Genomic DNA, 24350 nt, shown 5'->3' with positions numbered 1-24350 from the left:
TCCCGCCTGACGGTCAGAACTTGTAGTTGATGCCCACCCGCAGCACCGGGTAGAGCTTGAGCTTGCCCACTTCATCGCGCAGCGCGGCGTTCTCCTTTGCCACGTCATTGGCGAACTGATTGCACATCGCCGCCGGCGCGGTGCAGCCGCTATTGGTCAGCGTCGTCTTCGGCGAACCCTGGAACAGCACGCCGATATCGGTCGCGAACGACCAGCCCTTGTCTTTTTGTGACGGCCGGCCCCAGCCGATGCCGAGATAGGGCGCGACTTTGTTGAAATCGACTTTTCCGGTCACTTTTCCGAAGCTCGTTGCGTCATAGGTGTTACCCTGAATCGTGTAACGTCCGCTCGCATTCGAGCGTCCCTGCACGTCGATGCGGTTGCCGTTGTAGGCAAGACCGGTGGTGATGCGGAAGCTGCTGTCCTTTTGCGGATACCAGTCAAGCAAGGCGTCATAGGTCTTGGCCTTGAGGTTCAGGTCATAATCCATGTCGCTGGTGCGGCCGCTGTAGGAATAGCCGAGATAACCGAGGCCGAGGCGCGCATTGAGGTTGGGGGTCAGCGGGATGGTCGCATGGAAGCCGAAGCCGGTGGTGCCGACTTCGCCGGCGACGCCGATGTCGGCACGGGTATTGGCGGCGGCGAATGTTGCGGCGATGACACCGAGAGCTGCGAGGGTTTTCTTCACTAATTGATTCCTGTCATGAGTGATAAATGGTCAAGCCAATTTTTCATCCATGCAAATTTGCCTGACGTACAGGGGCTTCTGACAGGCACCTTTCCGACCGGTTCCACGATTTTCCGAACGAATTGCCCGATACAGGAAGAAAGAATTTCCATGAAAAAAGAGCGCCATATTCACTTGTCCGATCTCCGCGCGCTCGTCAGTCTTGCCACCGAAGCGACGCTCGGCGTCACCGACCTGGTGGAAGCGATGCACGGCTCGGTCGTGCGCATGCCCGGAGCGCAGCCGAAGGAGCGCACGAGCGGCCTTTCCGGTCTCATCTATAACGCGGTTCGCGGCCTGGCACGCATCGCCGGCGGCGGTATCAACACCGCGCTTGCGAAGCTGAATCCCTATTTCGGCGAACACGCCTCAACGCCGGAGCGTGAAGCGGTGCTCGCTGCATTGAACGGTGTGCTCGGGGATTACATGGCGCGAGGCAACAATCCGCTGGCCATTCCCATGCAGTTTCGCCAAGCCGGTCAGCCATTGCTGCTGGAACGGCAGTCCCTGCGCACGACGTTTCCGAAAGCAGGCCGCAAGCTGATGGTGCTCGCGCATGGCCTGTGCATGAACGATCTGCAATGGCTGCGCAAGGGGCACGACCACGGCGCGGCGCTGGCGCGCGATCTGGGCTACACGCCGCTTTATCTGCATTACAACAGCGGCCTGCACGTCTCGGCCAACGGCCATGCACTGGCCGCGCTCTTGAAGAAGCTGGTAAAGGAATGGCCGTACCCGATCGAGGAGCTTACCCTCGTTTGCCACAGCATGGGCGGACTGGTGGCGCGCAGCGCCTGCTACTACGCGGCGCAGGAGCGGACTGCCTGGCTGCCGTTGCTGCGCAAGCTGGTGTTCCTCGGCACGCCGCATCATGGCGCACCGCTGGAGCGTGCCGGCAACTGGGTCGACATCCTGCTCGAAGCCTCGCCTTATGCAGCACCGTTCGCGCGCCTCGGAAAAATTCGCAGTGCCGGAATCACCGACCTGCGTCACGGCAACGTGCTCGATGAAGATTGGGAAGGACGCGACCGCTTCGCCCGTGCTCCCGACTCGCGGCGGCCGCTGCCCTTGCCGGACGGCGTGCTCTGCTATGCGCTGGCCGCGGTGCTCAGCAAGAAAAGCAGCGAATTCACTGAGCGCGTGCTGGGCGACGGACTGGTGCCGCTCGACAGCGCACTCGGGCGGCATGCCGACCCGGTGCGCTGCCTGGAGTTCCCACCCGACCGGCAATGGACCGGCTTCGGCCTCGGCCACCTGGACCTGCTCAGCAACGCGGAGGTGTATGCGCAGGTCCGTGCCTGGCTGGCTTAGAACGAAGCCATCACCTGTATTGCGCGCTCCACATCGCCGGCCGTCACATCCAGATGCGTGACCCAGCGGATGCGTTTCATCGTCTGGTTCTTCAAGCGTTGCATGCTGGATGTCACTTTCACATTATTGTCGGCGAGGTGCTGCAGCAGCGCATCGGCAAGACCGGATTCGACATCGAAGAATACGATATTGGTTTGCGCTTCGTGCGCAACGGCCTTGCCTGCCAGCCTGGCATTGGATTGAACGACTCGCGACAAGCCATCCGCCAGCGTACGTGCATTGATGTGATCATCCGCCATCCGATGCACGTGTTGCTGAAGGGCATGAATGCCTGCGGCCGCGATGAGGCCGGCCTGGCGCATGCCGCCGCCCAGCATCTTGCGCACGCGCCGCGCCTGCTGGATGAACTCCTTTGAACCCAGCAGCAGCGATCCGATCGGCGCGCCGAGTCCCTTGGAAAGACAAACGGAAACCGAATCGTAGCCGCGGCAGATCTCGCGCGCCTGCTGCACCGGATCGCCGCCCTCTGCCTGCGCAAGCGCGACTGCCGCATTGAACAGGCGCGCGCCGTCGATATGCGTGCGCAGGCCGCGGCGGGTGGCAAGCGCTTGTACCTCGCGCATGTAGGACAGCGGCAACACCTTGCCGCCGGTGGTGTTTTCCAAAGCGATCAGACGCGTTCTCGCGAAATGCGGATCGTCCGGCTTGATCGCCGCTTCGATATCGGCCAGCGCGATGCTGCCATCGGCCTGGTGTTCCAGCGGCTGCGGCTGGATCGAGCCCAGCACCGCCATGCCGCCCGCTTCCCAGCGGTAGGTATGCCATTGCTGCCCGACGATCGCTTCGTCGCCGCGCTGGCAGTGCGTCATCAGCGCGATCAGGTTCGATTGCGTGCCGCTCGGCGCCAGCAGGGCCGCCTCGAACCCGAGCATCCCGGCCGCCAGTTCCTGCAGCCGGTTGACGGTCGGATCTTCGCCGAATACATCGTCGCCCAATGGCGCATCCAGCATCGCCTGCGTCATCGCGGCGGTGGGTTGTGTCACGGTGTCGCTGCGAAAGTCGCTCATGTCTGTCCCATCCACTTTTCGAGGCCACCATTATCGGTTTTTTTCATGCAGCCGGCTGTGGACACGATTCCTGGTTCGGATAACCCCAAAAAAGAGGAGTGAATTTTGACTTGTGTTATCATTTCTGCAACGATGCGCTAGTCGCATGGCGACGAACCTATTCACCGCGCACGGCGACGAACCCTTTCACAGGCCGCTACCCATCATGAACCTCGCACTCCAATCTGAGGCTGTTCAAACCGGCACCCGCCGTTTCGTGCTTGAGATGCTCGGCTTCTCCGCCGCGGAAAAGACCATGCTGTCATCCACCTTCCGACTCACCGGGCGCCGCAGCTGCTGTTACGCCGAGCCGTCCGCGCCGAATGAGCGCGCCGATATTTACCTCGTCAACGCCGACAATCCGGATGCCGTCAGGTTGCTGCAGCAGCGTTCGCCCAGCATGCTCGCACCGGCGGTATTGATCGGGCGCGCATCCTCCGAAAGCGCATGGCCGGTGGTGGAAAAGCCGATCCACTGGATGCGCCTGTTCGAGCAGCTCGACCGCCAGATGCAGGAGGCCTTGCAGCGGCGCGCGCAGCGCGACGAGGAGGGGCAGTGGGATGGACGCACCTTCCGCCGTGCGACCGACAAGATCGTGGTGCCGCCTCCGGTCTTTCTCGAAACCAATCCGATGGAATCGGTGCTGGTGGTCGACGACAGCGCGACCGTGCGCGCCTTCATGCGGACCCGACTCGCGCCCTTTCGTTTCGACGTCGACTATGCCGAGAACGGCGAGATGGCCATCGACATGGCGCAGGCCAAGCGCTATACCTGCATCTTCCTCGATATCCTGATGCCCGGCATGGACGGCTACCAGGTGTGCAAGCGCATCAAGGCCAGCCCGGCGACGAAAGAAGCGGCGGTGGTGATGCTGAGCAGTAAATCGTCCGCGTTCGACAAGTTCCGCGGCACGTGGGCGGGATGCGATGCCTATCTCGGCAAGCCGGTGGGAGAGGATGAACTGCTGGCGACCATCGCGCGCTTTTTGCCGAGCGCGCGCCGCGTCGCGCAATCGATCCTGACAAGAACATCCTGATTCGGAAAGCGGGACTTCCCACCCGCTTTCCGAGGTGCTTCAGTCCGCCAGATTGGCGAACAAAGGCGTGCTCAGATAACGCTCGCCGAAGGACGGAATGATCGTCACGATCAGCTTGCCCTTGTTTTCCGGGCGGCGCGCCACCTGCACCGCGGCCCACAGCGCCGCGCCCGATGAAATACCGACCAGCAGGCCTTCCTCGCGCGCCGCGCGGCGTGCGAAATCGAACGCATCGTCGTTCTTCACGCGCACCACTTCATCGTAAATCTTCGTGTTCAGCACATCCGGCACAAAGCCCGCGCCCAGACCCTGAATCGGGTGCGGACCCTTGGCTCCGCCCGACAGCACAGGCGATGCGTCCGGTTCCACTGCGATGCACTGGAAGGACGGCTTGCGCGCCTTGATCACCTCGCCCACGCCGGTGATGGTGCCGCCGGTGCCGACGCCGGAAATCACGATATCAACCTTGCCGTCGGTGTCGCGCCAGATTTCCTCGGCAGTGGTCTTGCGGTGGATTTCCGGGTTGGCCGGATTCTTGAACTGCTGCGGCATCACGTAGCGCGGATCGGACGCAACCAGCTCCTCGGCCTTCTTGATCGCACCGTTCATGCCTTCCGGTCCCGGCGTGAGAATCAGCTCCGCCCCGTAGGCGCGCAACAGCATGCGGCGTTCCTTGCTCATGGTCTCGGGCATGGTGAGCACGCACTTGTAGCCGCGCGCCGCGCACACCATCGCCAGCGCGATGCCGGTATTGCCGCTGGTCGGCTCGACGAAGATGGTGTCCGGCTTGATCTGGCCGGCCGCCTCGGCGGCGTCGATCATCGCCAGGCCGATGCGGTCTTTCACACTGTGGGCGGGATTGTAAAACTCCAGCTTCGCGACCACGTCGGCCACGCAGTCCTTGGTCAATTTGCGGATACGGACGAGCGGCGTGTTACCGATGAGTTGCGTTACGTCATTTGCGATGTTCATGGGGCTCCTTTTCTTCTTGCCTGTTCGGGATGAATGCAGTGCATAGCATACACCGTATGACCGCCTATTTTGCCTCGGTGATAGTAGGGGCAACGAGCAGGTCGGCAATGCGGCGTTCGCGTTCGAGCTGGATCGTGTGCGCGGCGGCGCCTTCTTCCACGCCCAGCGTTTGCAGCACGAAGGCAGATAGTTGCAGCCCGGTTTCGAGCGTCTCCGGAATCACGAAAGTGGCGCCCGCCTGCTTCAGCGCCTGCGCATGCTTTTCGTCGCGCGAACGCGCCAGCAGCGGCAGCCTCGGATACAGGCGGCGGATTGCCTTGACCGCATGCAATGCCGAGGCGGGATGGTCCATGGTCAACACGATCGCCGCCGCCGAATCCGCATGCACCTTGCGCAGCAGTTCGATACGCGCCGCGTCGCCGAAAAATACCGGTACGCCGAGCGGATGCAGCTTCGCCACCAGGCGCGGATTCGACTCCACCGCGACAAAGGCGATGCCTTGCGCCGACAGCAATTGCGCGACCAATTGGCCGACGCGCCCGTATCCCGCGAGGATGACATGCCCGCCGGCAGGTTCCAGTCCCGCGCCCTCCGGATGGGGCATCTCGTCAGGGTGGCGTTTCTCCCACCAATCGCCGAATGCGCGTCCGGCCTTGGCCACGAAGGGTGTGGCGAACAGGCTCAAGCTGACGACCAGCAGGATGAACTTGCCGGTCGCCGGATTCAGCAATTGCAAAGCGGTGGCAGTGCCGACGACGATAAAGGTGAACTCGCCGCCCTGTCCGAGCAGCGTCCCGCCTTCGACCGCGCGCCCCCAACTGAAGCCGCCGATGCGGAAAATCACGGCGAGCACCAGCGACTTGATGAGAAACAGGCCGACTACCGACAGCGGCAGCAGCACCGGCGTCTTCAGCACTTCGCGCACGTCGATTTCCATGCCGACCGACATGAAGAACAAGCCCATCAGCAAACCCTTGAAGGGCTCGATGGTCACTTCCACTTCATGCTTGAATTCGGTTTCCGCCAGCAACAGGCCGGCCAGGAATGCGCCGAGGGCCATCGACAGACCGGCGGCCGCGGTCAGACCGGCGATGCCGAGCGAGCTCAGCAGGGTCAGCGCCATGAAGACATCCGGCTGGCGTTGCTGGATGAAGGAATGGAACAGCGGACGGATCACGCGGCGGCCGAGGAAATAGATCAAGACGATGGCGCCGACCGATTTCAGCATGGTGAAACCGGCCAGGCTGAACACGCCGGTGCTGTCGCCCCTGGCCAGGACATCCGTCAGCATCAGCAGCGGGACCACGGCCAGATCCTGCAGCATCAGGATCGAGAATCCCGCCTGGCCAAGCGGCGTGCCGAGCGTGCGCCGCTCGGTCATCAATTGCATCACCACTGCGGTGGACGAGAGCGACAGCACGCAGCCGAGGACGACCGCCGCTTCGACCGGATTGCCGAATGCATAGGCCAGGCCGCCGATGATCGCGGCACTGAACACCACCTGCACGCTGCCCGCGCCGAATACCCAGCGGCGCAAGGCCCACAGCCGCTCGGCCGACAGTTCCAGGCCGATCATGAACATCAGGAAAAGGACGCCGAGGTCGGCCAGGACATTGATGCCTTCGCGTTGCGGGAAGGTGAAGTAGGCGAGCCAGGGCACTCCTTTCGCGAGCAGGCCGAGGCCGAAGGGGCCGACCACGGTGCCGACTGCGAGAAAACCCAGCACCTGGTTGACGCGCCAGCGCTGCAACAGCGGAATCAGAATGCCGGTGAGCACGAGAAACATGAGCGTCTCGCGCAAATAGGGTAAGGCTTGATGTGCTTCCACGAGTAAAGACCTGTTTTGATGCGTGCCGCGCAGGAACGCACGATTGTCGTGGATTTTGCTGAAAAAAACGACACTGCCGGCAGAAAATTGCGGCGTGGTGTTATCTGGATCAAGTCGGGAAGGCGCTTATTTTCGGCGCTTCTTCCAGCTGTAATCCGGATGCGGTTCGGCGACACCGGGAAAACCCACCGAGTCGGGATGCTCGGAACACATGGTGATGAAGCAGACCGGCTCGCCGGCGCGTTGCCGCGTGCGCAGGGCTTCCATGAATTTCAGCGCGCCGCTCATGTCCTCGGAAGGAAAACCCTGGCTGTGCGGCATGGTCTGCTCGTTTTCAACTTGCGTCCAATACACCATGTACATGGCATTCTCCCGCTGCAATCCGCAATCCGTGTTCGACCCTTGCCGCGGCAAGCGATTCCAATCAGAACACCAGCCAGCCCTTCTGCCACGCATAGCGTCCCAGCATCACGCAGCAGACCGTCACGATCATCGGCCGGATCAACCTGGTGCCGCCGCGCACCATCGCGTGCGAGCCGCCCCATGATCCGATCACCTGCCCGCCGATCATGGTGGCGCCGACTGCCCACATGACCTTGCCGCCGGCAATGAACACCGCGAGCGAGGCGATGTTACTTGCGAAGTTGAGCACCTTGGCCTGCGCGGTTGCGGTCACCAGGTTGTGTCCCCGCAATGCGACGCCGGCCATCGAGAAGAACGAGCCGGTGCCGGGGCCGAACATGCCGTCGTAAAAACCGATGCCCGGCACCACCACGCCCTGATAGGCGGCGCTGTTCATGCGCGGCTGGCCGTCGATGTTGCCAGCACCCGGCGCCAGCATGAAATACAAGCCTATGCCGAGCAGCACCACCGGAATGATGACATCGAGCGCCTTGGCGTTGACGAATTGCACTGCATACGCGCCGAGACCGGCGCCGATCAGTGACGCGGCAAACAGGACGCGCATGTCGGACCAGGTCACCAGTCCCCGGCGCAGCGCCATCAGCGAAGCGGTCAGCGAGCCGAAGCTGCCTTGCAGCTTGTTGGTGGCCAGCGTGTGCAGCGGCGGAACCTGCGCCAGCAGCAGTGCCGGAATCGTGATCAGCCCGCCGCCGCCGGCGATCGCGTCGATGAAACCGGCGACCATGGCCGCGGCAAACAGCATCGCCAGCACTTCCGGCGACAAGACAACATCCATGTTGAATCCAGTAATGAAGAGAAAAAGGCGCAAGCGCGCAATATTATGACTTCGTTTTTTCGCGCAGCCGGATCAGGCCCTCCTGCGCCAGCGTCGCCACCAGCGTGCCGTCGCGCTGGTACACATGGGCCAGGCACAATCCGCGTCCGCCGGACGCATTCGGACTTTCCATCGCGAACAGCAGCCATTCGTCCATGCGGAACGGCCGGTGGAACCAGATGGTGTGATCGAGGCTGGCAATCTGCAGGCGCGGGTCGCCCATGGAAACATGATGCGGCTGCAAGGAAGTCCACAACAGCCCGTAATCCGACACATAGGCGAACAACGTTTCATGCACCAGCACGTCGTCGGGCAGCGCAACCGGCGAACGGGTCCACACCTGCTTGCTCGGCTTGCCCTGATGGCCGCTGTAGATGTCGCCCGCATGGTCGGCGCGGAAATCGACCGGTACCGGGCGGAACGGACGCTTCGCATTGACTGCATGCTTTTTCCAGATCTCGATGCTCGACGCCAGCGACTCCGGCGCATCATGCGGCGGCGCGTCTTTCTGATGCGACAAGCCCTCTTCCACGGTCTGGAACGAAGTCGACATCACGAAGATGCGGCGCCCTTCCTGGTAAGCGACCACGCGGCGCGTGCTGAACGAACCGCCGTCGCGCACGCGCTCGACCTCGTAATCGATCGGGAGACCGTGGTTGCCGGGCAGGATGAACATCGAATGCAGCGAGTGCGGCCGTCGTCCCTCCACGGTCATGGAGGCGGCATACAGTGACTGTCCCAGCACCTGGCCGCCAAAGACGTTCGGGCTGCCCATGAAATGGCTCTGCCCGCGAAAGCGGTCGACGCCGGTCTGCTCCGGTTTCAGCAGACCCAGGATCTCGTCGGTATTGAAAAGTGAATCGTCCAGCATGTTTGTTGACTGTCCCTAAAAACGTGAATGTCGTCCCTGCGATTACAGCGGGCCGAGCGTGGCGGCGAGACTGTCGCGCAGCTCGCGCTTCAATACCTTGCCGATCGCGCTGCGCGGCAGCACCGACGCGATGCGCACAGCGGCCAGCCGCTGCGTCTTGCCGAGGCGCTCGTTGGCCCAGTCGAGCAGTTCCTGTTCCTGCAGCGCCGCACCCTTCTTCGGCACCACGACCGCAACCGGCGTTTCGCCCCAGCGCGTGGAGGGCGCGCCCACCACCGCCGCTTCGGCCACGTCCGGATGCTGCATCAGCACGGCTTCCAGATCGCTCGGATACACATTGAAGCCGCCCGAAATGATCATGTCCTTCTTGCGGTCCATCAGCGTCAGGAAGCCGTCCTCGTCGAAGCGGCCGACGTCGCCGGTGCGGATGAAGCGCTTGCCGCTCGGGTCGTACCACTCGGCCTCGGCGGTCTTTTCGGGCTGCTTGTGATAGCCCGCCATCATCGCCGGTGAGTGACCGACCACCTCGCCCAGTTCGCCCGGCGCGACTTCCTTGCCGGCGTCGTCGATCAGGCGGATGTCATGTCCCGGCGCCGGCTTGCCGACGGTATGCAGCTTGTCCGGGAACTCGTGCGCGGCCAGCATGCAGGTGCCGCCGCCTTCGGTCATGCCGTAATACTCGATCAGGCCGCCCGGCCAGCGTTGCAGGATGTCGGCCTTGAGCGCCGCCGAAAAAGGCGCGCTGGTGCAGAACTTCATCCGGAAGGACGACAGGTCATGGGAGCCGAAATCCTCGCGCGCCATGATGCGCTGGTATTGTACCGGCACCAGCATGGCATGCGTGACGCGATGCTGTTGCGCCAGCGCGAGGAAGGCGCCGGCATCGAACTTGGCCATCATGACCGTGGTGCCGCCCAGTCCGACGGTCGGCAGGAAGCTCACCAGCGTGGTATTCGAATACAGGGGCGTCGACACCAGCGTGACGGCCGTCGCGTCGTAGCTGTTGACCCGCGCGCGCTGGATGTGCGTCCAGCGCATGGAGTGCGGCTGCACGATGCCCTTGGGCGCGCCGGTGGTGCCGGAGGAATAGATGATGTTGAACGGCCAGTCCGGCTGGATGTCGACCGGTTTGGGCTGCGCGCTGGGTGCGGCCAGCCAGTCGCGGAACGGGATGCCCGCCGCGCTGTCGTCCAATGCGACGATCGTCGCCGGGAGGCTGTCGCGCACCGGCTCCAGCGCCTGGGCGACGGCCTGGTCGACGAACAGCACGCGCGCGTCCGCATCCCTGGCCATGGAGGCCAGGCTTTGCGGCGAAGACGAAGGCGCCAGCGGGGCGACCGCGACGCCGGCGCGCAGGCCGCCGAGGAACACTGCGGCATAGGGAATCGATGTGCTGGCACAAATCGCGATGGCGTCGCGCGGCTGCAATCCGTCGCGTTGCAAGGCTGCCGCGATCCGGTCCATCAGGGTGTCGAGTTGCGCGAAGCTCAGGCGCTGGCCGTCCTGGATGAAGGCGTCGCGCGCCGGATTGGCAGCCGCGTGCAGGTGGACCAAGTGCGGAAGTGTGTTGAAGTTCTCTTCAAGTACGGTATCGATAGTCGATTGAGTGGTCATACTGAATTGTCGGAATAATCGGAAAAACGGCAGGATAAGCGGCCTGAATTGGCATACCAATTCCCTCAATACTATTCCACTTTCGATTTTTTCGCGGAAAGGCGCATTCGCCTGATTTTGCAGCTTCGGCATTGGCGCGCTAGACTGTCCTTGTCAATCCTGCAAGGACATCGCGTCGTTATCCATTTCCTGCCAACGGGAGGCCGCATCATGAGCAACGAGGTTTATCTCCACCTGCAACACAGCGAGTCGGTCGTGGCCGGCATGGCGGCCACCATCTTTGTCGGGTATCTGCAGAGCCGGCAGATCAGCGAAAACAATGAAGAAGCCTACATCCGGAAATCGGTCGAGGTCGCCATCAAGCTCGCCGGCCAGGTCGACGAGGCGGTCAGGAGCGATGATGAATGGCTGAGGAAAGAAAGCCGGACATCGTTCCCATGATCGAAACCCCAGCATCGATCCGCCAATTCTGGTTCGGCGACAGCGCGGATGACGCGGTCGTCGCGCAGCAGCGCGCCGCCCTGTGGTGGCGCAAGGATCCGCGCACCGACGAGCAGATCCGCCAACGCTTCGAACCGAGCGTGCTGTCGGCGGCCGGCAGGCAACTGGACGCGTGGTTGTCGAGCGCAACTGGATGCCTGGCGCTCATCATTCTCACCGATCAATTTCCGCGCAATATGTATCGCGACACGCCGCAAGCCTTTGCCTTCGATACGCTGGCGCAGGCCTGGTGCAGGCAGGGCTTGCAGGAAGGATTGCACCACGCGCTGCGCCCGATCGAGAGGGTGTTCTTCTATCTGCCGCTGGAGCACTCCGAATCCTTGCAGGACCAGGAGCGGTGCGTGGCATTGTTTCAGGAATTGGCGGCGGCGGATGCCGCTGCGTTTTCCGGCTTCCTGGACTTCGCGCTGCGGCATCGCGAGGTCATTGCCCGCTTCGGCCGATTCCCGCATCGCAACCGCATCCTCGGCCGCGCCTCCACGCCGGAGGAACTCGCCTTCCTGCAGCAGCCCGGTTCGTCGTTCTGATACTCCGAGCGCCCAAAAAGAAACGGCCCGCCGACTTGCGGTCAGCGGGCCAAAAGCTCGTTTGGAGAATTCATGTTACGGCTCAAATATATGTCGCTTGCACGATACGAAATGTGACAGATGTCACAAATAGACACATTTAAATCGGAATGACGGATGCCGTGTCTTTTGCGCAATGCTTGATCAACACCAAGCCGCGTCCGGCCACCGGGGATTAAATAGAACCTCGATCATTCTGGACAGTGGAGACCGGTATTGCGCTTGCTGAAATCATTTCTTGCCCGCTCGGCGATCTACTTTTTACTGGCATCGCCGCTCGCGCATGCCGCCGCGCTGCCGGCCGGCAGTGGTCACTTTCTGTTCGCCGATGATGCCGTCAGTCCCGGCAGGCCGATTTCAGTCTGGTACTACAAGCCGGCTTCGCTCGACAACAGGGTGAAGATCATGATCGTGATGCCCGGCGCCGACCGCAAGGGCGACCAGTATCGCGACCAATGGATCGGTCATGCGGAGAAAAACAAATTACTGGTGGTCGTGCCGGAGTTCGCGGACAAGTATTTTTCGATCGACGAATACCAGTTCGGCAATGTGACCGATCCGCGCCGGGAACACTGGCTGTTCCGGACCATCGAGCATTTGTTCGACGATCTGCAGCGGCGCGACGGACTGGCTGTCGGAAAGTATTATCTGTTCGGCCACTCGGCCGGTGCGCAGTTCGTGCATCGCTTCATGCTGTTCATGCCAACCTCGCGCGTCGATATCGCGTTTGCTGCCAATGCCGGCGCCTACACCATGCCGGTTTATGCGTCATCGCCGGCATCGGCGTTCCCGATGCGCCTGGATCCGGCGCTGGTGAGCGAACAGCAGCGGGATGCGGTGTTTGCGCGCCGCCTCGTGGTGATGCTCGGCGAAGATGACATCGACCCCGAGAGCGAAGGATTGCCGCGCTCGCCGGAGGCCATGGAGCAAGGGAAAAACCGCTATGAGCGCGGGCAAGCCTTCTTCCGGCTTGCACAGCGCCAGGCCGCAGCGCGCCGGGTTCCGTTCCGCTGGAAACTGCTCAGCGTTCCTCGGGTTGGACACAGCAATGCCGAGATGTCGGATGCAGCGATACGCTATTTGTTCGAATGAAGGCTGATGCCGCTTGTCCGCAATCCCGGGCAAGCTCAATCCGGCATACTTTTGAGAACGGAACGCGCCATCTTCACGTTGCTGCGGCCGCTGTTCTTGGCGTCGTACATCGCGAGGTCGGCGCTTTTCATCAGGGATTTGGCGTCAAGGCCGTTGTTGGGGTAGAGGGCTGCGCCGATGCTGGCGGAGATGTCGAAGGTGTGGCCGGCGATTTCATAGGGTTCGGTCAGCCGTTCCAGAATCTTGTCGGCGACCGTTTGCACGGCATGTGCGCCTTCGGTGTCCGACAGCAAGGCGACGAACTCGTCGCCGCCCAGGCGCGAGGCGGTATCCGATTCGCGCACGCAACTTCGCAAGCGCAGGGCGACTTCCTTGAGCAGCAGGTCGCCGTAGGCATGGCCATAGTGGTCGTTGACCGGCTTGAAGCGGTCGAGGTCGATGAAGAGCAGTGCGACGTGGCTCTTGCTGCGCTTGGCCTTGACCAGCGCCTGCTCGATGCGCTCGTCCAGCAGCTTGCGGTTGGGCAGACCGGTCAGCGTATCGTACAGCGCCAGTTGCATTGCCTGTTCGGCCGCCTGCAGCGCGCGGGCGCGATCATCCAGGAAAAGCCAGATCAGCAAGGTGATCAGCAGGCTGATACTGATGCCCGCCTGCAAAATGATCATCGGCCGGTCCGATTGCATTTTTCCCTCGAAAACCGGCAAGGCGCTAATGACGACCGTCCAGGTGCGGTTGCCCGCTTCGATGCGGTTGATGCTCCTGAACCCGTGCTGTGGGCTAAGCGCATTGTTCGACTTGACGGAGTCGTGCATCCTTGCCTGTTCTACCAGGTTGGTATTGTCGTAAATTTCGATATCAAGGTCATCGGATTGTTCACCGTTCAGGCTCTGCATCAAATCGTCCATGCGAAACGGGGCATACACCCAACCGAACAGATTCGCGCGCCGCTGTTCGAGCGTGTCTATCCGCGCGCCGGGCCGAAAGATCGGCAAGTACATCAGAAAACCGGACTGCACATTGCCTCCCGCCTCCTGCACCAGGATGACCTTGCCCGACACAGCTGCTGAGCCACTGTCGCGCGCCTGCACCATCGCCGCGTGGCGGGCTGGGTCGGAAAACATGTCGTAACCGAAGGCTCGCAGATTCCTGCCGCTGAAAGGTTCAAGAAACACGATCGCCGTATAGATTTCCCGATTTCCCTGCGGCCAGACGGTGTAATTCGGAAAGCCTTCCTTGCGCACCGACGCGATGTGCCGTTCCATTTCGCCGGGCCGTATCACTTCGGCAAAGCCGATTCCCTGTATTCCCGGAAAGTTGTCCGCGAGTTGCAGCGTATTGACGAAGATGCGAAAGCTTCTGCGCGTGACAGGCTGCGTCGCATTGAACAGGCCCGCTGTCGAGCGCAGTACTTGCTCATATATTCTGACACGTTGCCGAATCCGCTCATTCGATTCGCGCACCCGATAATCGAAGCTCGTTCGCAGTGCTTGGGAGGCAACATGACTCGCTGTTGTCCAAAGGTTATAAGTGATGACAAGAGAAACAATCAGCGCAATGGCAGTGAGCAATTCGCGCGCGCGAAACAGGTCCGACACCTCTTGTTTTCGTTCTTCAATTTGTCTCATGCCGCATTCCGATGCACGTTGATGGGAATCCTCTGTCCTGGCAGAAATCCGGTTCCCTCCGGCAAACCTGTTGGCGTCCCAGCGAATTAAGACCAGCAAAACCGCCGGGGGTTTAAAGAAGGGGAAGAAAGGACGCGGGCAGGCTCGACCTGGATCAATTATCCTGACACTTCTTCACAAGGATGAATGATGCCGACAACGCCTCTTGATGAAATCGATCGCACGCTCAGTGCGAAGATGCCCTGCCTCTGGCTGAATCCCGCGCGGCAGCCGGCAGCCGACGCACTGCACGCGATGCCGATCGGCTTCGACGCAATCGAGGCCGCCGAAGCGCGCTGGCATCGGTTTGCGCCGCTGCTGCTCAAACTCTTTCCCGAAACCGCTGCAAGCGCCGGCTTGGTCGAATCCAGTCTGATCCCGGTTCCGCATCTGCAGCGCGCCATGATGAACACGACCACCGCCGGCAAGTGGTTCATCAAGGGTGATCACGCGCTGCCGATCGCCGGATCGATCAAGGCGCGCGGCGGCATCCACGAAGTGCTGGAGTTCGCCGAACGCATCGCGCTGGAACACGGCCTGATCGACATGGCGGGCGATTACGCCGTGCTGGCGGAGCCGCCCGCGCGTCAGGTCTTCGCACGTTACACCGTGGCGGTCGGCTCCACCGGCAATCTCGGCCTGAGCATCGGCGTGATCGCTTCCGCGCTCGGCTTTCGGGCGCAGGTGCACATGTCGGCAGATGCCAAGCAGTGGAAGAAGGAACGCCTGCGGCAGCGCGGTGTCGAAGTAGTCGAACATGCGGGCGACTACGGCGAAGCGGTCGAGGCAGGACGCCGCGCGGCGCAAGGCGATACCTTCAGCTACTTCGTGGACGACGAGCGCTCGCTGTCACTGTTTCTTGGCTATAGCGTGGCCGCGCTGCGCTTGCGCCAACAGTTGCATCAGGCCGGTATCGCTGTCGGTCGCGATACGCCCTTGTTCGTGTACCTGCCCTGCGGCGTGGGCGGCGCGCCTTCCGGTATCAGCTTCGGGCTCAAGCATGTGTTCGGCGACGATGTGCATTGCTTCTTTGCCGAGCCGACGGCCTCGCCCTGTGTGCTGGCGCAGATGAGCCATCCCGAACGTCCCGGCATCACCGTCTATGATCTCGGCCTCGACAATCGCACTGATGCGGATGGACTGGCAGTGGCGAAGGCATCGGAACTGGCGGTGCAGATGATGACGCCGCTCCTGTCCGGCATTTTCACGGTCGACGATGACAGCCTGTACCGTCAGCTTGCCCTGCTGCACGACAGCGAAGGCATGCGCATCGAACCGTCGGCCGCCGCCGGTATCGGCGGACCGGGGATGTTGCTGAACACCGAGGCCGGCCGGCACTACCTGCAGCAGAACAAGCTGGAACACCGGATGGCGCAGGCGGTGCATCTGTTGTGGACCACCGGCGGATTGTTTGTGCCCGACGAAGAGTATCGGCGCTTCCTCGCACGCGGAAGGCAGCTTGCCGGCACGTGATCAGACGTCGATCATGCCGTGGCGGCGCGCGATGAACACCGCTTCGCTGCGATTGCGCGCGTCGAGTTTTTCCAGAATGCGGCGGATATGCCATTTGACGGTGTTGACCGACAGGAAGACGCTTTTCGCCACTTGCTCATTGCCCATGCCGACCGCGAGCAGACGCAGGATGGCCAGCTCGCGATCGCTCAGGTTCGCCTGTAGCAAGGCATGCGCGCTTCCCGTTGCACCGACGTCGCCGCGCAGGTCGCGCCAGTAGCGAAGGAGGTTCTCGGCGTCGGGCAGGCTTGCCAGTTCTTGCGCCGGGAGTTCGCGCAGCAGTGCGTCGATTCGTTTTCCCTCGTCGACGAAACTGCGCCGCGCGCCAATTTGCGCACCGAGCTGCAAGGCATGCACCAGCGTCGCCTGCGCTTCCCTGCGCGCACCTCGCGCATCGAGCGCAAGTGTCTGCAGCAGCGTCAGCTTGAGCTGGCGCCAGCGCCGGCCGCTGGCTGAGGCGCGTGCGATTTCCGGCGCCAGCCGCGCCAGCGCATCCTCATGGCGGCCGGCCGCGATCGCGCAGCGCATGGCCTCGATGCCGCGTCCGAACAATTCTTCCACGTAGCTGGCGCCCTGCTGCGCGGGCTGCTCCGCCTCGGCGCGCTCGGCGATGACGGCGCGCGACAAGGCGCGTTCGCTGCGCCCGGTGAGCAAATCGATGCGGATGCGCTCCCATTCGATGATGCGGCGCGAAGGGCCGAGCCGCCAGCTCGCGCTGCAATTGCGCTCGGCCAGTTGCAGCGTTTCGAGCGCCGCATCGACGTCGCCTTGGGCCATCTTGATGCGCGTGCGCACCACATGACTGAGCAGCAGCATGTCGATCGATGGCTGGCGCGCGACCAGCGGAAAATAGCGCTGCAACAGTTCGTCCGCCTCGTCCAGCCGGTCCTTCTCGTACAGCACGCTGGCGATCAGTCCGACCGAGGCCACGCTCATGTGAGTCGGCTCGAACCAGGGATGGCGCAGCTTGATTGCCGCCACGCGGTCGACTTCGCGGAACTGCTGCAGCGCCTGATCCAGCTTGCCCTGGCTGGCTTCGATCAGGCCGGACATCGACAAGGCATAGCCGAGTCCGAGCGCGCTGCCGACCTCTTCATTGCACAGGCGTGCCTCGTCGGAAAATTGGCGCGCGCGGGCAAACTCGCCCTGCAGCATCAGGCAATAGGAAACGACATTGGCCAGCGCGCCGGCCGCGAAGCCGCGTCGCGCGCCGGCCTTGTCCCAATGCAGAAGGCCCAGCGCCAGCGCGGAACGTACCTCGCCGCGCAATGCCAGGAGCGCCGCTTCCAGGGCGACCACTTCCTGCTGCAAGGGCGAGTCCGCACCATCTGCCGGCACCGCCTGCCGCAGCGATTCCAGCCACTGCGTTGCCGCCTCCGGCTCGCCGGCGAAACCGTAGGCCCAGGCGACCGCGAGCGCCAGTTGCGGGCCGGCCGCGGCCAGCGCCGCATCATCGAGCCGTTCGATCCAGCGCAGGATGGTGCTGAATTGCGCCTGCATCACGAGCTCGTAGGCGCAGGCACTCATCTCGCGGATCGCTGCCGCACTGTCGCCGGCCAGCAGCCACAGGTCGACCGCTTCGATCGCCATACCGTGACGCGAGAACCAGCGCGCCGCGCCGCGATGGATCGCCACGATCTGCTCGGCCGCCAGCGCATGCGCCTGCTGGTTCTGCAGGAAAGCGGAAAACAGGGGATGGTAGCGATACCAGGTGCCGCCGGTGTCGAGCGGCGCCGTGAACAGGCCGTGCCGCTCCAGGTAGCGCAGCATGCGCTGGCTGTCGCTGCGCCCGGTTGCGGCATCGCACACCGCCGCGCTCAGGCGCGGAAAGCAGCAGGTCTCCAGCAAGAAATTCCGGATGTCCTCGGCCTGCGCATGCAGCACATCCTCGGCGAGGTAATCGGCGATATTCGCGAGGCTGCCGGACAAGTCGCTGGCGTAGCGCTCGACGTCGTCGCGCGTGCGCGCCGCCAGGGCCGTCAGCTGCAATGCGGCGGGCCAGCCGTTGGTGACCGACTGCATCTTGTCGATCACCCAGTTGCCCAGCGGCTCGGCGATGCGGCTGCTGAAGAAGCGCTGGGTTTCGGCGGCGTCGAAGCTGAGCGTCGCGGCAGTCAGTTCGAGCAACTCGCCGCGCAGGCGGAAACGCTCCAGCCCGGGCGGCTTGTCGCGGCTGGAAATCACCAGCCGCACGCGGCGCGGCAGGCGCTCGGCCAGCAGGCGCACCATGCGCTGTGTCGGCCCGGCGTTCAGGTGTTCGAACTCATCGATAAACAGGGTGAGCTGCGGCGCATCCGGGCCGATGCGGTCCAGCAGCGACATCCAGTCGGCAGACGCGGCGTGCGCCGACTCGTCCGCGCCGAGCGCGAGCGTCATCCATTCACGCAGGGCGCCCTGCAGATAGCACAGCAGGCGGGCCGGGTCGTTGTCGGCGGCATCCAGCGTCAGCCAGCTCGCCTGCCCGCCGTTGCGCAGAATGCGCTCCATCCATTGACCCATCAGCGTGGTCTTGCCATAGCCGGCCGGCGCCAGCAGCAGGACCAGATGCACATTCGCCGCCTGCTCCAGCTGTGCCAGCAGGCGTGCGCGCGGCACGCCTGTCCCGCTCGGCGGAGGCGGATGGAACTTGGTCGGGTTCAGGTGCGTGGCGGGAGCCGGCTCGCTCATGGGTAACACGCGCGCAATGTTGGTGGTGACGCGAAGAGCATATCACCACCCTTCCTCTCAATGGGATGTGCGCATGCGGGAAATCACGGCTTCCGTTTCCTGTATTTGCAGCGATGCAAGGCTCTCGCGGGTGACTGTCTTGCGCGCCTGCTTGATCATGTCGCTCGCCTTTTCCGCGATCATCATCGTCGGCGCATTGGTATTGCCCCCGATCAAAAGCGGCATGATCGACGCATCCACCACGCGCAGCCCTTGCATGCCGTGCACGCGCAGTTCGGCATCCACCACCGACATCGGATCATCGCCCATCTTGCAGGTGCCGACCGGGTGGTAGATGGTTTCCGCACGGCGCCGGATGAAGTCGCGTATATCGTCATCGCTTGCCAAGGGTGCATCCGGAATCAGTTCGACGCCGCGAAAGTGGTCGAAGGCGGGCGCGGCAAGAATCTTGCGCGCGAGTTTCACGCCTTTCACCATGTGTTCCATGTCTTCCGGATCGGACAGGTAGTTGGCGACGATATCCGGCTTGGCCAGCGGGTCGCTGCCGGCGAGGCGAATCTCGCCGCGACTCTTCGGACGCAGATTGCAGACATGCAGCGAATAGCCTTCGCCCAGCAGAAAGCGGAAATCGCGGCCATGCTGCGACAGGCGTGCCGGCGTGAAATGGAACTGCAGGTCGGGGATCGCTTCCTGCGGCGAGCTCCTGGCAAAGGCGCATCCCTCGGCGCCGTTGGTGGTGTACATGCCGCGGCCCGCGACCAGGTAACGCAGCGCGTCCCATGCGCCGCGCAGACTGTTGCGCAAGGTGATGCCCCAGGACACCGCCTTGGTGCAGGTATGAACGACGATCACGTCGAGATGATCCTGCAGATTCTTGCCGACGCCGGGCAAATGCTTGCGCACCGTGATGCCGGCCGATGCCAGATCCGCGGCATCGCCGATGCCCGACAGCATGAGCAGCTTCGGGCTCTGGATCGCGCCGGCGCTCAGGATCACTTCGCGCCTGGCATGCACCTGCTTGAGCTGTCCGTGCCGGCGATATTCGACGCCGATGGCGGTGGCGCCGCGAAACAACACGCGACAGGCGTGCGCCTCGGTGATCACGCTCAGGTTGGGACGGTTGCGGGCGGGGCGCAGATAGGCGCGCGCGGCGCTGCAGCGGCGGCCCTTGATTTGCGTTAACTGGTACAGGCCGATGCCTTCCTGTTCCTTGCCGTTGAAATCCTCGTTGTAGGGAATGCCGGCCTGGATGCCCGCCTGGATGAAGGTGCGCGACAACACGTTCGGCGTGCGGACGTCCGCCACATTCAGCGGGCCGCCGACCCCGTGCAGTTCGGAAGCGCCGCGCTCCTGATTCTGCGCGCGCTTGAAGTAAGGCAGGACCTCCTTGAATGACCAGCCGGGATTGCCCAGCGCCGCCCACGCATCATAGTCGCTCGGATGCCCGCGCATGTAGATCATCGCGTTGCTGGAACTGCTGCCGCCCAGTGTACGGCCCGACGGCCAGTACAGCGCGCGGCCGGCCAGCGCCGGTTCGTTGCGGGTGCGGTAATGCCAGTTCAGCACCTTGCTGCGCATCATCCAGAGTATGCCGAGCGGCATATGAATCATGGGATGCGTATCGCGCGGACCGGCTTCCAGCAGGCATACGCTGACCTCCGGGTCTTCGCTCAGGCGCGACGCCAGCACGCAGCCGGCCGAGCCTCCACCGACGATGATGTAATCGAACATGGTTGTTGTCTCCTCTTGTTGATGTAATGCGCATGCAGCGTCGATCCCATACTAGAAACAGCAGGGCCGATCGTCACCATCAAAAAGGATGGAATCGCCGAGAGGATGCATGCGGCGTTTGTTTGACATTTGTCAAACGCAAGGCGCCATGCGGGATTGCGGCCGGTGGAAGGTTCATTTGCTGGCTTATCAAGCCAAGCATTTGGCCTCGGTAGTCAGAGCATCGGCCCGGCGCTTGCCACATTGTCGTTTTAATATCAGGCAACGACTCAACGACAACCATTTCAATCATGCGCCAATACCTCATTCCCTTTTTCGTCACCGCCCTGTTCTCCGTCTCGGCCCACGCCGGGTTTTCCGAGGGTCTCGCCGCCTACAACAAGAACGATTTCAATACCGCCGCCGGCGAGTGGAAGTCGCTCGCCGAGCAGGGCGATCCGCGCGCGCAATATCACCTCGCCTGGATGTACGAGCGCGGCGAGGGCGTGAACCAGGATTACGCGCAGGCGGCGAAGTTGTATCGCAAGTCGGCCGAGCAAGGACATCCGATTGCGCAGATCAACCTCGGCAACCTGTACACGCTGGGGCAAGGCGTGTCGCACAACCAGAAGCTGGCGGTGTACTGGTACCGCAAGGCGGCGGACCAGGGCTATACCAGCGCGCCGGTCAACCAGGGAATTCGTTACGACAACGGCGAAGGCACGGCGCAGGACGACGAGCAGGAATTGCCGCCGTATCGCCGCACCGCCGAGCCGGATTACGCGGTGCTGCAGTTCAACCTCGCCAACCTGCTCTACAACAAGGGCCAGGGCGTGGCGCAAGACTACAGCCAGGCGCTGCAGTGGTATGCGCGGGCGGCCGAGCAAGGCCATGCGCTGGCGCAGATCAATCTTGGCAACATGTATACCTACGGCCAGGGCGTGCCGCAGAACTACCGGCAGGCGCTTTACTGGTACCGCAAGGCGGCCGAGCAGGGCAACGCCTATGCGCAGAACAACATGGGCAACATGTACAAGGATGGCCGCGGCGTGAAGCAGGATTACGCGCAGGCGGTGCAGTGGTACCGCAAGGCCGCCGAGCAGGGCGACGCCGGCGCGCAGGTCAATCTCGGCCTGCTGTATGCCAGCGGCGAAGGCGTGAAGCAGGATTTCGATGAAGCGCTGCACTGGTATCTCAGGGCCGCCGAGCAGGGCGATGCCGGCGCGCAGTATCACCTCGGCCTGATGTACGGCAACGGCGAAGGCGTGCTGAAGGATGACGAGCGCGCGGTCGAGTGGTTCCGCAAGGCCGCCGAGCAGGGACACACGCTGGCGCAGCACACGCTGGGCAACATGTACATCAGCGGCCTGGGCGTCGAACAGGATGTCGAGAAGGCGATCTACTGGCACCGCAAGGCCGGCTACCAGGGCGATGCCTACGCGGAAAATCACATGGCCAACCTGCTGATTGCGCAAGGGCATGGCGTGCCCAAGGATTATGCGCAGGCCATCCAGTGGTATCGCAAGGCAGCCGAGCAAGGCTATCCGAGCGCACAGGTCAATCTTGCCAACATGTATCGGCGCGGCGTCGGCGTGAAACAGGATCTGGCGCAGGCGGCCCACTGGTACCAGATGGCCGCCGAGCAGGGTGACACCAACGCGCAGTTCAACCTCGGCCTGATGTACCACGCCGGCGAAGGTGTGAAGCAGGATCCGGTGCAAGCGGCGAAGTGGTACAAGAAGGCCGCCGAAGCCGGGCACGCCGGTGCGCAGTACAAGCTGGGCCTGATGTACACGCGCGGCCCGACGGCGGTCACCATGCTGGATCGCTGAAGCGGCGGACCCGGGCCGGCTGCGGAAATCGCAGGCCGGCTTGCCATGCGTACGCCGCTATTCCGCGTTCACATGAAATAGCCGGATTGGTGCGACTGCCGCGCGCGGCGGCAGATGTGAAGCGTGCGCGGTACGATGCGCCTCCTGCTTCAGCTTGAACGTGCTGATCGCGACCTCCAGTTGCGCCGCCTGATTCTGCATCGACTCCGCGGCCGAGGCGGCTTCTTCCACCAGCGCGGCATTCTGCTGCGTGACCTGGTCAATCTGCATCAAGGCCAGGTTGATCTGTTCGATGCCGGTGCTCTGCTCCCGGCTCGCGGCGTCGATCTCGGCCATGATGTCGGTGACCCGTGCCACGCTCCTCACCACTTCTTCCATGGTGGCGCCGGCCTCGCTGGCCAGCGCGTTGCCCGCGCCGACCTTGTCGACCGAGTCCTCGATCAGGGTCTTGATCTCCTTTGCCGCAACCGCACTCCGCTGCGCGAGGTTGCGCACTTCCGCCGCAACCACCGCGAAGCCTCGTCCCTGCTCGCCGGCGCGCGCTGCTTCTACCGCGGCATTCAGCGCGAGGATGTTGGTCTGGAATGCGATGGCGTCGATCACGCCGATGATGTCGGCAATCTTTTGCGCCGATGCACTGATGGAGCCCATCGTGCTGACGACACGTGCCACGACCTTGCCGCCCTCGATGGCCGTGCCGGAGGCGGCATGGGTCAACTGGTTGGCCTGCTGCGCATACTCCGCATTCTGCTTCACGGTGGACGTCAGTTCTTCCATGGAGGCGGCAGTCTGCTGGAGCGAGCTGGCCTGCTCTTCGGTACGGGCGGACAGCTCCTGGTTGCCGGCGGCGACCTGGCTGGACGCGGTGGCGATGGTGTGCGTGCCGATGCGTACATTGGCGACCAGCGTCGCCAGGCTGTCCTGCATTGTCTTCATGGCGAAGAGCAGACTGGCTTGGTCCTTGTCCTCCAGCCGGATGGGCGCGCTCAGGTCGCCCGCTGCGATGGCGGTCGCCACGCGCACTGCATAGTCCGGCTCGCCGCCGAGCTGCATCATGACATTGCGGGTCAGCCAGAGCGCGATGCCGCAGCCCGCAGCCAGCGCGATGGCGGCCAGCGCGAGGCTGTACAGGAGACGGTTGCGCGTCGTCTCCGCGAGGCGAGTTTTGGCGTTGCTGACATCGGCATTTTTCGCTTTGAGCAAGGCAATCAGGTCCGCCCGCATCGTGCGCCACAGCGGCGTATCGTCCTTGTTGAGGGAGGCGATCGCCGCGGCGGCATCCGTCTTTGCCAGGTTGACGATGTGCTGATGCACCCTGGCTTGCTGTTCACGCAATTGGCCGATGCTGTTCAGCGCCTGCATGGCATCGGGATCGCCGGCCGCGATGTCGCGCGCCGCCCGCAATGCATCGCTGAAGCCTTGCGACGCGTCGTCGAGATTCTTGTAGGCTCGCGTGTTTGCGGGATCGAGAACGATGTTGCGCAGCGCCTGGCCCATCTGCAGACCCTGCGCATACAAGGTATTGCTGCTGCTCAGGAATGCCTGGTCTTTCGTGATGAAGGTATCGAACTTCTCTGCGGTGTCCTTCATGCCGCTGAGCGCCACTGCCAGCGCGGTGGCGAACAGGGCACAGACCACTCCCATGGAGATGAACATCTTCTTTTTCAGTTTCATGGGTGTTGCTTGCCTCGTTGATAACGATTTTCCCCGGAGTGCTGTCTCCCAAAGCCGACGGCTGCAGATGATTATATTACTGCTTGGTTATAAACAGAAATTCATTCTTTGATTGCTCGTGGCGTCTATGGATGTCCACGGAAAACACGGAAAACAACCATGCTTTTTTTTGGCTTTTGTGGACATCCATAATTCCCCTGCCATAGAGCCGAAACTCTTGTCCACAAACGACCCAAAAGACATTCGGCGTGCCCGCAACAAGCACACATTCCAAGGATTTATTCCGTGCTTTCCGTGTATTCCGTGGACATCCATGGCGTTCGGATGAAATATCCGGGCTAGCAGCAGCGGTGCCGGACGATCCCCATTTTTTCAGAGGGCTTTGATCATCCGCAAGCAGGATGCAAGGGATTGTCGGCGGCATGACTGC

Annotated in this window: 19 protein-coding genes; 7 read left to right on the top strand and 12 right to left on the bottom strand. The window is 62.8% G+C overall.

The window, feature by feature from the left end; genetic code table 11:
- Nucleotides 1–13: 13 nt before the first annotated feature.
- Nucleotides 14–688 (bottom strand): hypothetical protein, encoded by a 675-nt coding sequence (locus E6W33_RS20400; RefSeq protein ID WP_247869721.1) that lies wholly within the window; start codon nt 686–688, stop codon nt 14–16.
- 150 nt (nt 689–838) lie between these two features.
- Here E6W33_RS20400 and E6W33_RS20395 point away from each other — a divergent pair, with 150 nt between their 5' ends.
- Entirely contained in the window at nt 839–2038 is a 1200-nt protein-coding gene (locus E6W33_RS20395) for an alpha/beta hydrolase (RefSeq protein WP_136419167.1), read from the top strand.
- On the opposite strand, the gene ltaE is transcribed toward E6W33_RS20395, so the two are convergent.
- Nucleotides 2035–3105 carry a low-specificity L-threonine aldolase gene (gene ltaE / locus E6W33_RS20390; RefSeq protein ID WP_136419166.1) on the bottom strand — a complete coding sequence of 357 codons (1071 nt, stop codon included), beginning with the start codon at nt 3103–3105 and terminating at the stop codon, nt 2035–2037. The genes E6W33_RS20395 and ltaE overlap by 4 nt on opposite strands.
- A 145-nt stretch (nt 3106–3250) precedes the next feature.
- Between ltaE and E6W33_RS20385 the strand changes: the two genes are divergently transcribed.
- Complete coding sequence (locus tag E6W33_RS20385; protein WP_136419165.1) at nt 3251–4180, top strand: response regulator; 930 nt, start codon at nt 3251–3253, stop codon at nt 4178–4180.
- 39 nt (nt 4181–4219) lie between these two features.
- On the opposite strand, the gene cysK is transcribed toward E6W33_RS20385, so the two are convergent.
- The 6 genes from cysK to E6W33_RS20355 form a co-directional block, all read right to left on the bottom strand.
- Nucleotides 4220–5152, bottom strand: coding sequence for a cysteine synthase A (gene cysK / locus E6W33_RS20380; RefSeq protein WP_136419164.1), 933 nt, complete (start codon nt 5150–5152; stop codon nt 4220–4222).
- Between the two features lie 64 nt (nt 5153–5216).
- Nucleotides 5217–6938, bottom strand: a complete 1722-nt coding sequence (locus E6W33_RS20375; protein WP_247869720.1) for a cation:proton antiporter — start codon at nt 6936–6938, stop codon at nt 5217–5219.
- Nucleotides 6939–7106: 168 nt separating this feature from the next.
- Nucleotides 7107–7343, bottom strand: coding sequence for a hypothetical protein (locus E6W33_RS20370; protein ID WP_136419162.1), 237 nt, complete (start codon nt 7341–7343; stop codon nt 7107–7109).
- 61 nt (nt 7344–7404) lie between these two features.
- A complete protein-coding gene (locus tag E6W33_RS20365) occupies nt 7405–8178 on the bottom strand; it encodes a TSUP family transporter (RefSeq protein ID WP_136419161.1) in 774 nt (257 codons plus the stop codon).
- A gap of 43 nt (nt 8179–8221) precedes the next feature.
- Nucleotides 8222–9088 (bottom strand): acyl-CoA thioesterase II, encoded by an 867-nt coding sequence (locus tag E6W33_RS20360; RefSeq protein ID WP_136419160.1) that lies wholly within the window; start codon nt 9086–9088, stop codon nt 8222–8224.
- A gap of 42 nt (nt 9089–9130) precedes the next feature.
- Nucleotides 9131–10702, bottom strand: a complete 1572-nt coding sequence (locus E6W33_RS20355) for a class I adenylate-forming enzyme family protein (RefSeq protein WP_136419159.1) — start codon at nt 10700–10702, stop codon at nt 9131–9133.
- Between the two features lie 210 nt (nt 10703–10912).
- Here E6W33_RS20355 and E6W33_RS20350 point away from each other — a divergent pair, with 210 nt between their 5' ends.
- From E6W33_RS20350 to E6W33_RS20340, 3 genes are all read left to right on the top strand, one after another.
- The gene (locus E6W33_RS20350; RefSeq protein ID WP_136419158.1) at nt 10913–11143 is read left to right on the top strand and encodes a hypothetical protein; all 231 of its coding nucleotides are present in this window, start codon (nt 10913–10915) and stop codon (nt 11141–11143) included.
- On the top strand, nt 11107–11730 hold the full coding sequence (locus tag E6W33_RS20345; RefSeq protein ID WP_247869719.1) for a DUF924 family protein: 624 nt from the start codon (nt 11107–11109) through the stop codon (nt 11728–11730). Before E6W33_RS20350 ends, E6W33_RS20345 begins: the two co-directional genes overlap by 37 nt.
- Before the next feature lie 261 nt (nt 11731–11991).
- Nucleotides 11992–12861, top strand: coding sequence for a hypothetical protein (locus E6W33_RS20340; RefSeq protein ID WP_136419157.1), 870 nt, complete (start codon nt 11992–11994; stop codon nt 12859–12861).
- Nucleotides 12862–12896: 35 nt separating this feature from the next.
- Here the strand turns inward: E6W33_RS20340 and E6W33_RS20335 are convergent, their stop codons facing one another.
- Nucleotides 12897–14486 (bottom strand): CHASE domain-containing protein, encoded by a 1590-nt coding sequence (locus E6W33_RS20335; protein WP_136419156.1) that lies wholly within the window; start codon nt 14484–14486, stop codon nt 12897–12899.
- A gap of 189 nt (nt 14487–14675) precedes the next feature.
- Between E6W33_RS20335 and E6W33_RS20330 the strand changes: the two genes are divergently transcribed.
- Entirely contained in the window at nt 14676–15998 is a 1323-nt protein-coding gene (locus E6W33_RS20330; protein WP_136419285.1) for a D-serine ammonia-lyase, read from the top strand.
- On the opposite strand, the gene E6W33_RS20325 is transcribed toward E6W33_RS20330, so the two are convergent.
- Both E6W33_RS20325 and E6W33_RS20320 read right to left on the bottom strand, forming a co-directional pair.
- Nucleotides 15999–18704 carry a LuxR C-terminal-related transcriptional regulator gene (locus tag E6W33_RS20325; protein WP_136419155.1) on the bottom strand — a complete coding sequence of 902 codons (2706 nt, stop codon included), beginning with the start codon at nt 18702–18704 and terminating at the stop codon, nt 15999–16001.
- A 57-nt stretch (nt 18705–18761) separates the two neighbouring features.
- Nucleotides 18762–20435 carry a choline dehydrogenase gene (locus tag E6W33_RS20320; RefSeq protein ID WP_136419154.1) on the bottom strand — a complete coding sequence of 558 codons (1674 nt, stop codon included), beginning with the start codon at nt 20433–20435 and terminating at the stop codon, nt 18762–18764.
- 290 nt (nt 20436–20725) lie between these two features.
- Between E6W33_RS20320 and E6W33_RS20315 the strand changes: the two genes are divergently transcribed.
- Nucleotides 20726–22246, top strand: coding sequence for a tetratricopeptide repeat protein (locus E6W33_RS20315; protein WP_136419153.1), 1521 nt, complete (start codon nt 20726–20728; stop codon nt 22244–22246).
- A gap of 57 nt (nt 22247–22303) precedes the next feature.
- On the opposite strand, the gene E6W33_RS27890 is transcribed toward E6W33_RS20315, so the two are convergent.
- Nucleotides 22304–23920 carry a methyl-accepting chemotaxis protein gene (locus E6W33_RS27890; protein WP_136419152.1) on the bottom strand — a complete coding sequence of 539 codons (1617 nt, stop codon included), beginning with the start codon at nt 23918–23920 and terminating at the stop codon, nt 22304–22306.
- Between the last annotated feature and the right edge of the window lie 430 nt (nt 23921–24350).

Origin of the sequence: Herbaspirillum sp. ST 5-3, assembly GCF_004804275.1 — a bacterium.
Taxonomy (GTDB): Bacteria; Pseudomonadota; Gammaproteobacteria; order Burkholderiales; family Burkholderiaceae_D; genus Noviherbaspirillum.
Note: the sequence above shows the minus strand (reverse complement) of the source record. Positions and strands in the feature narration are given on the sequence as shown.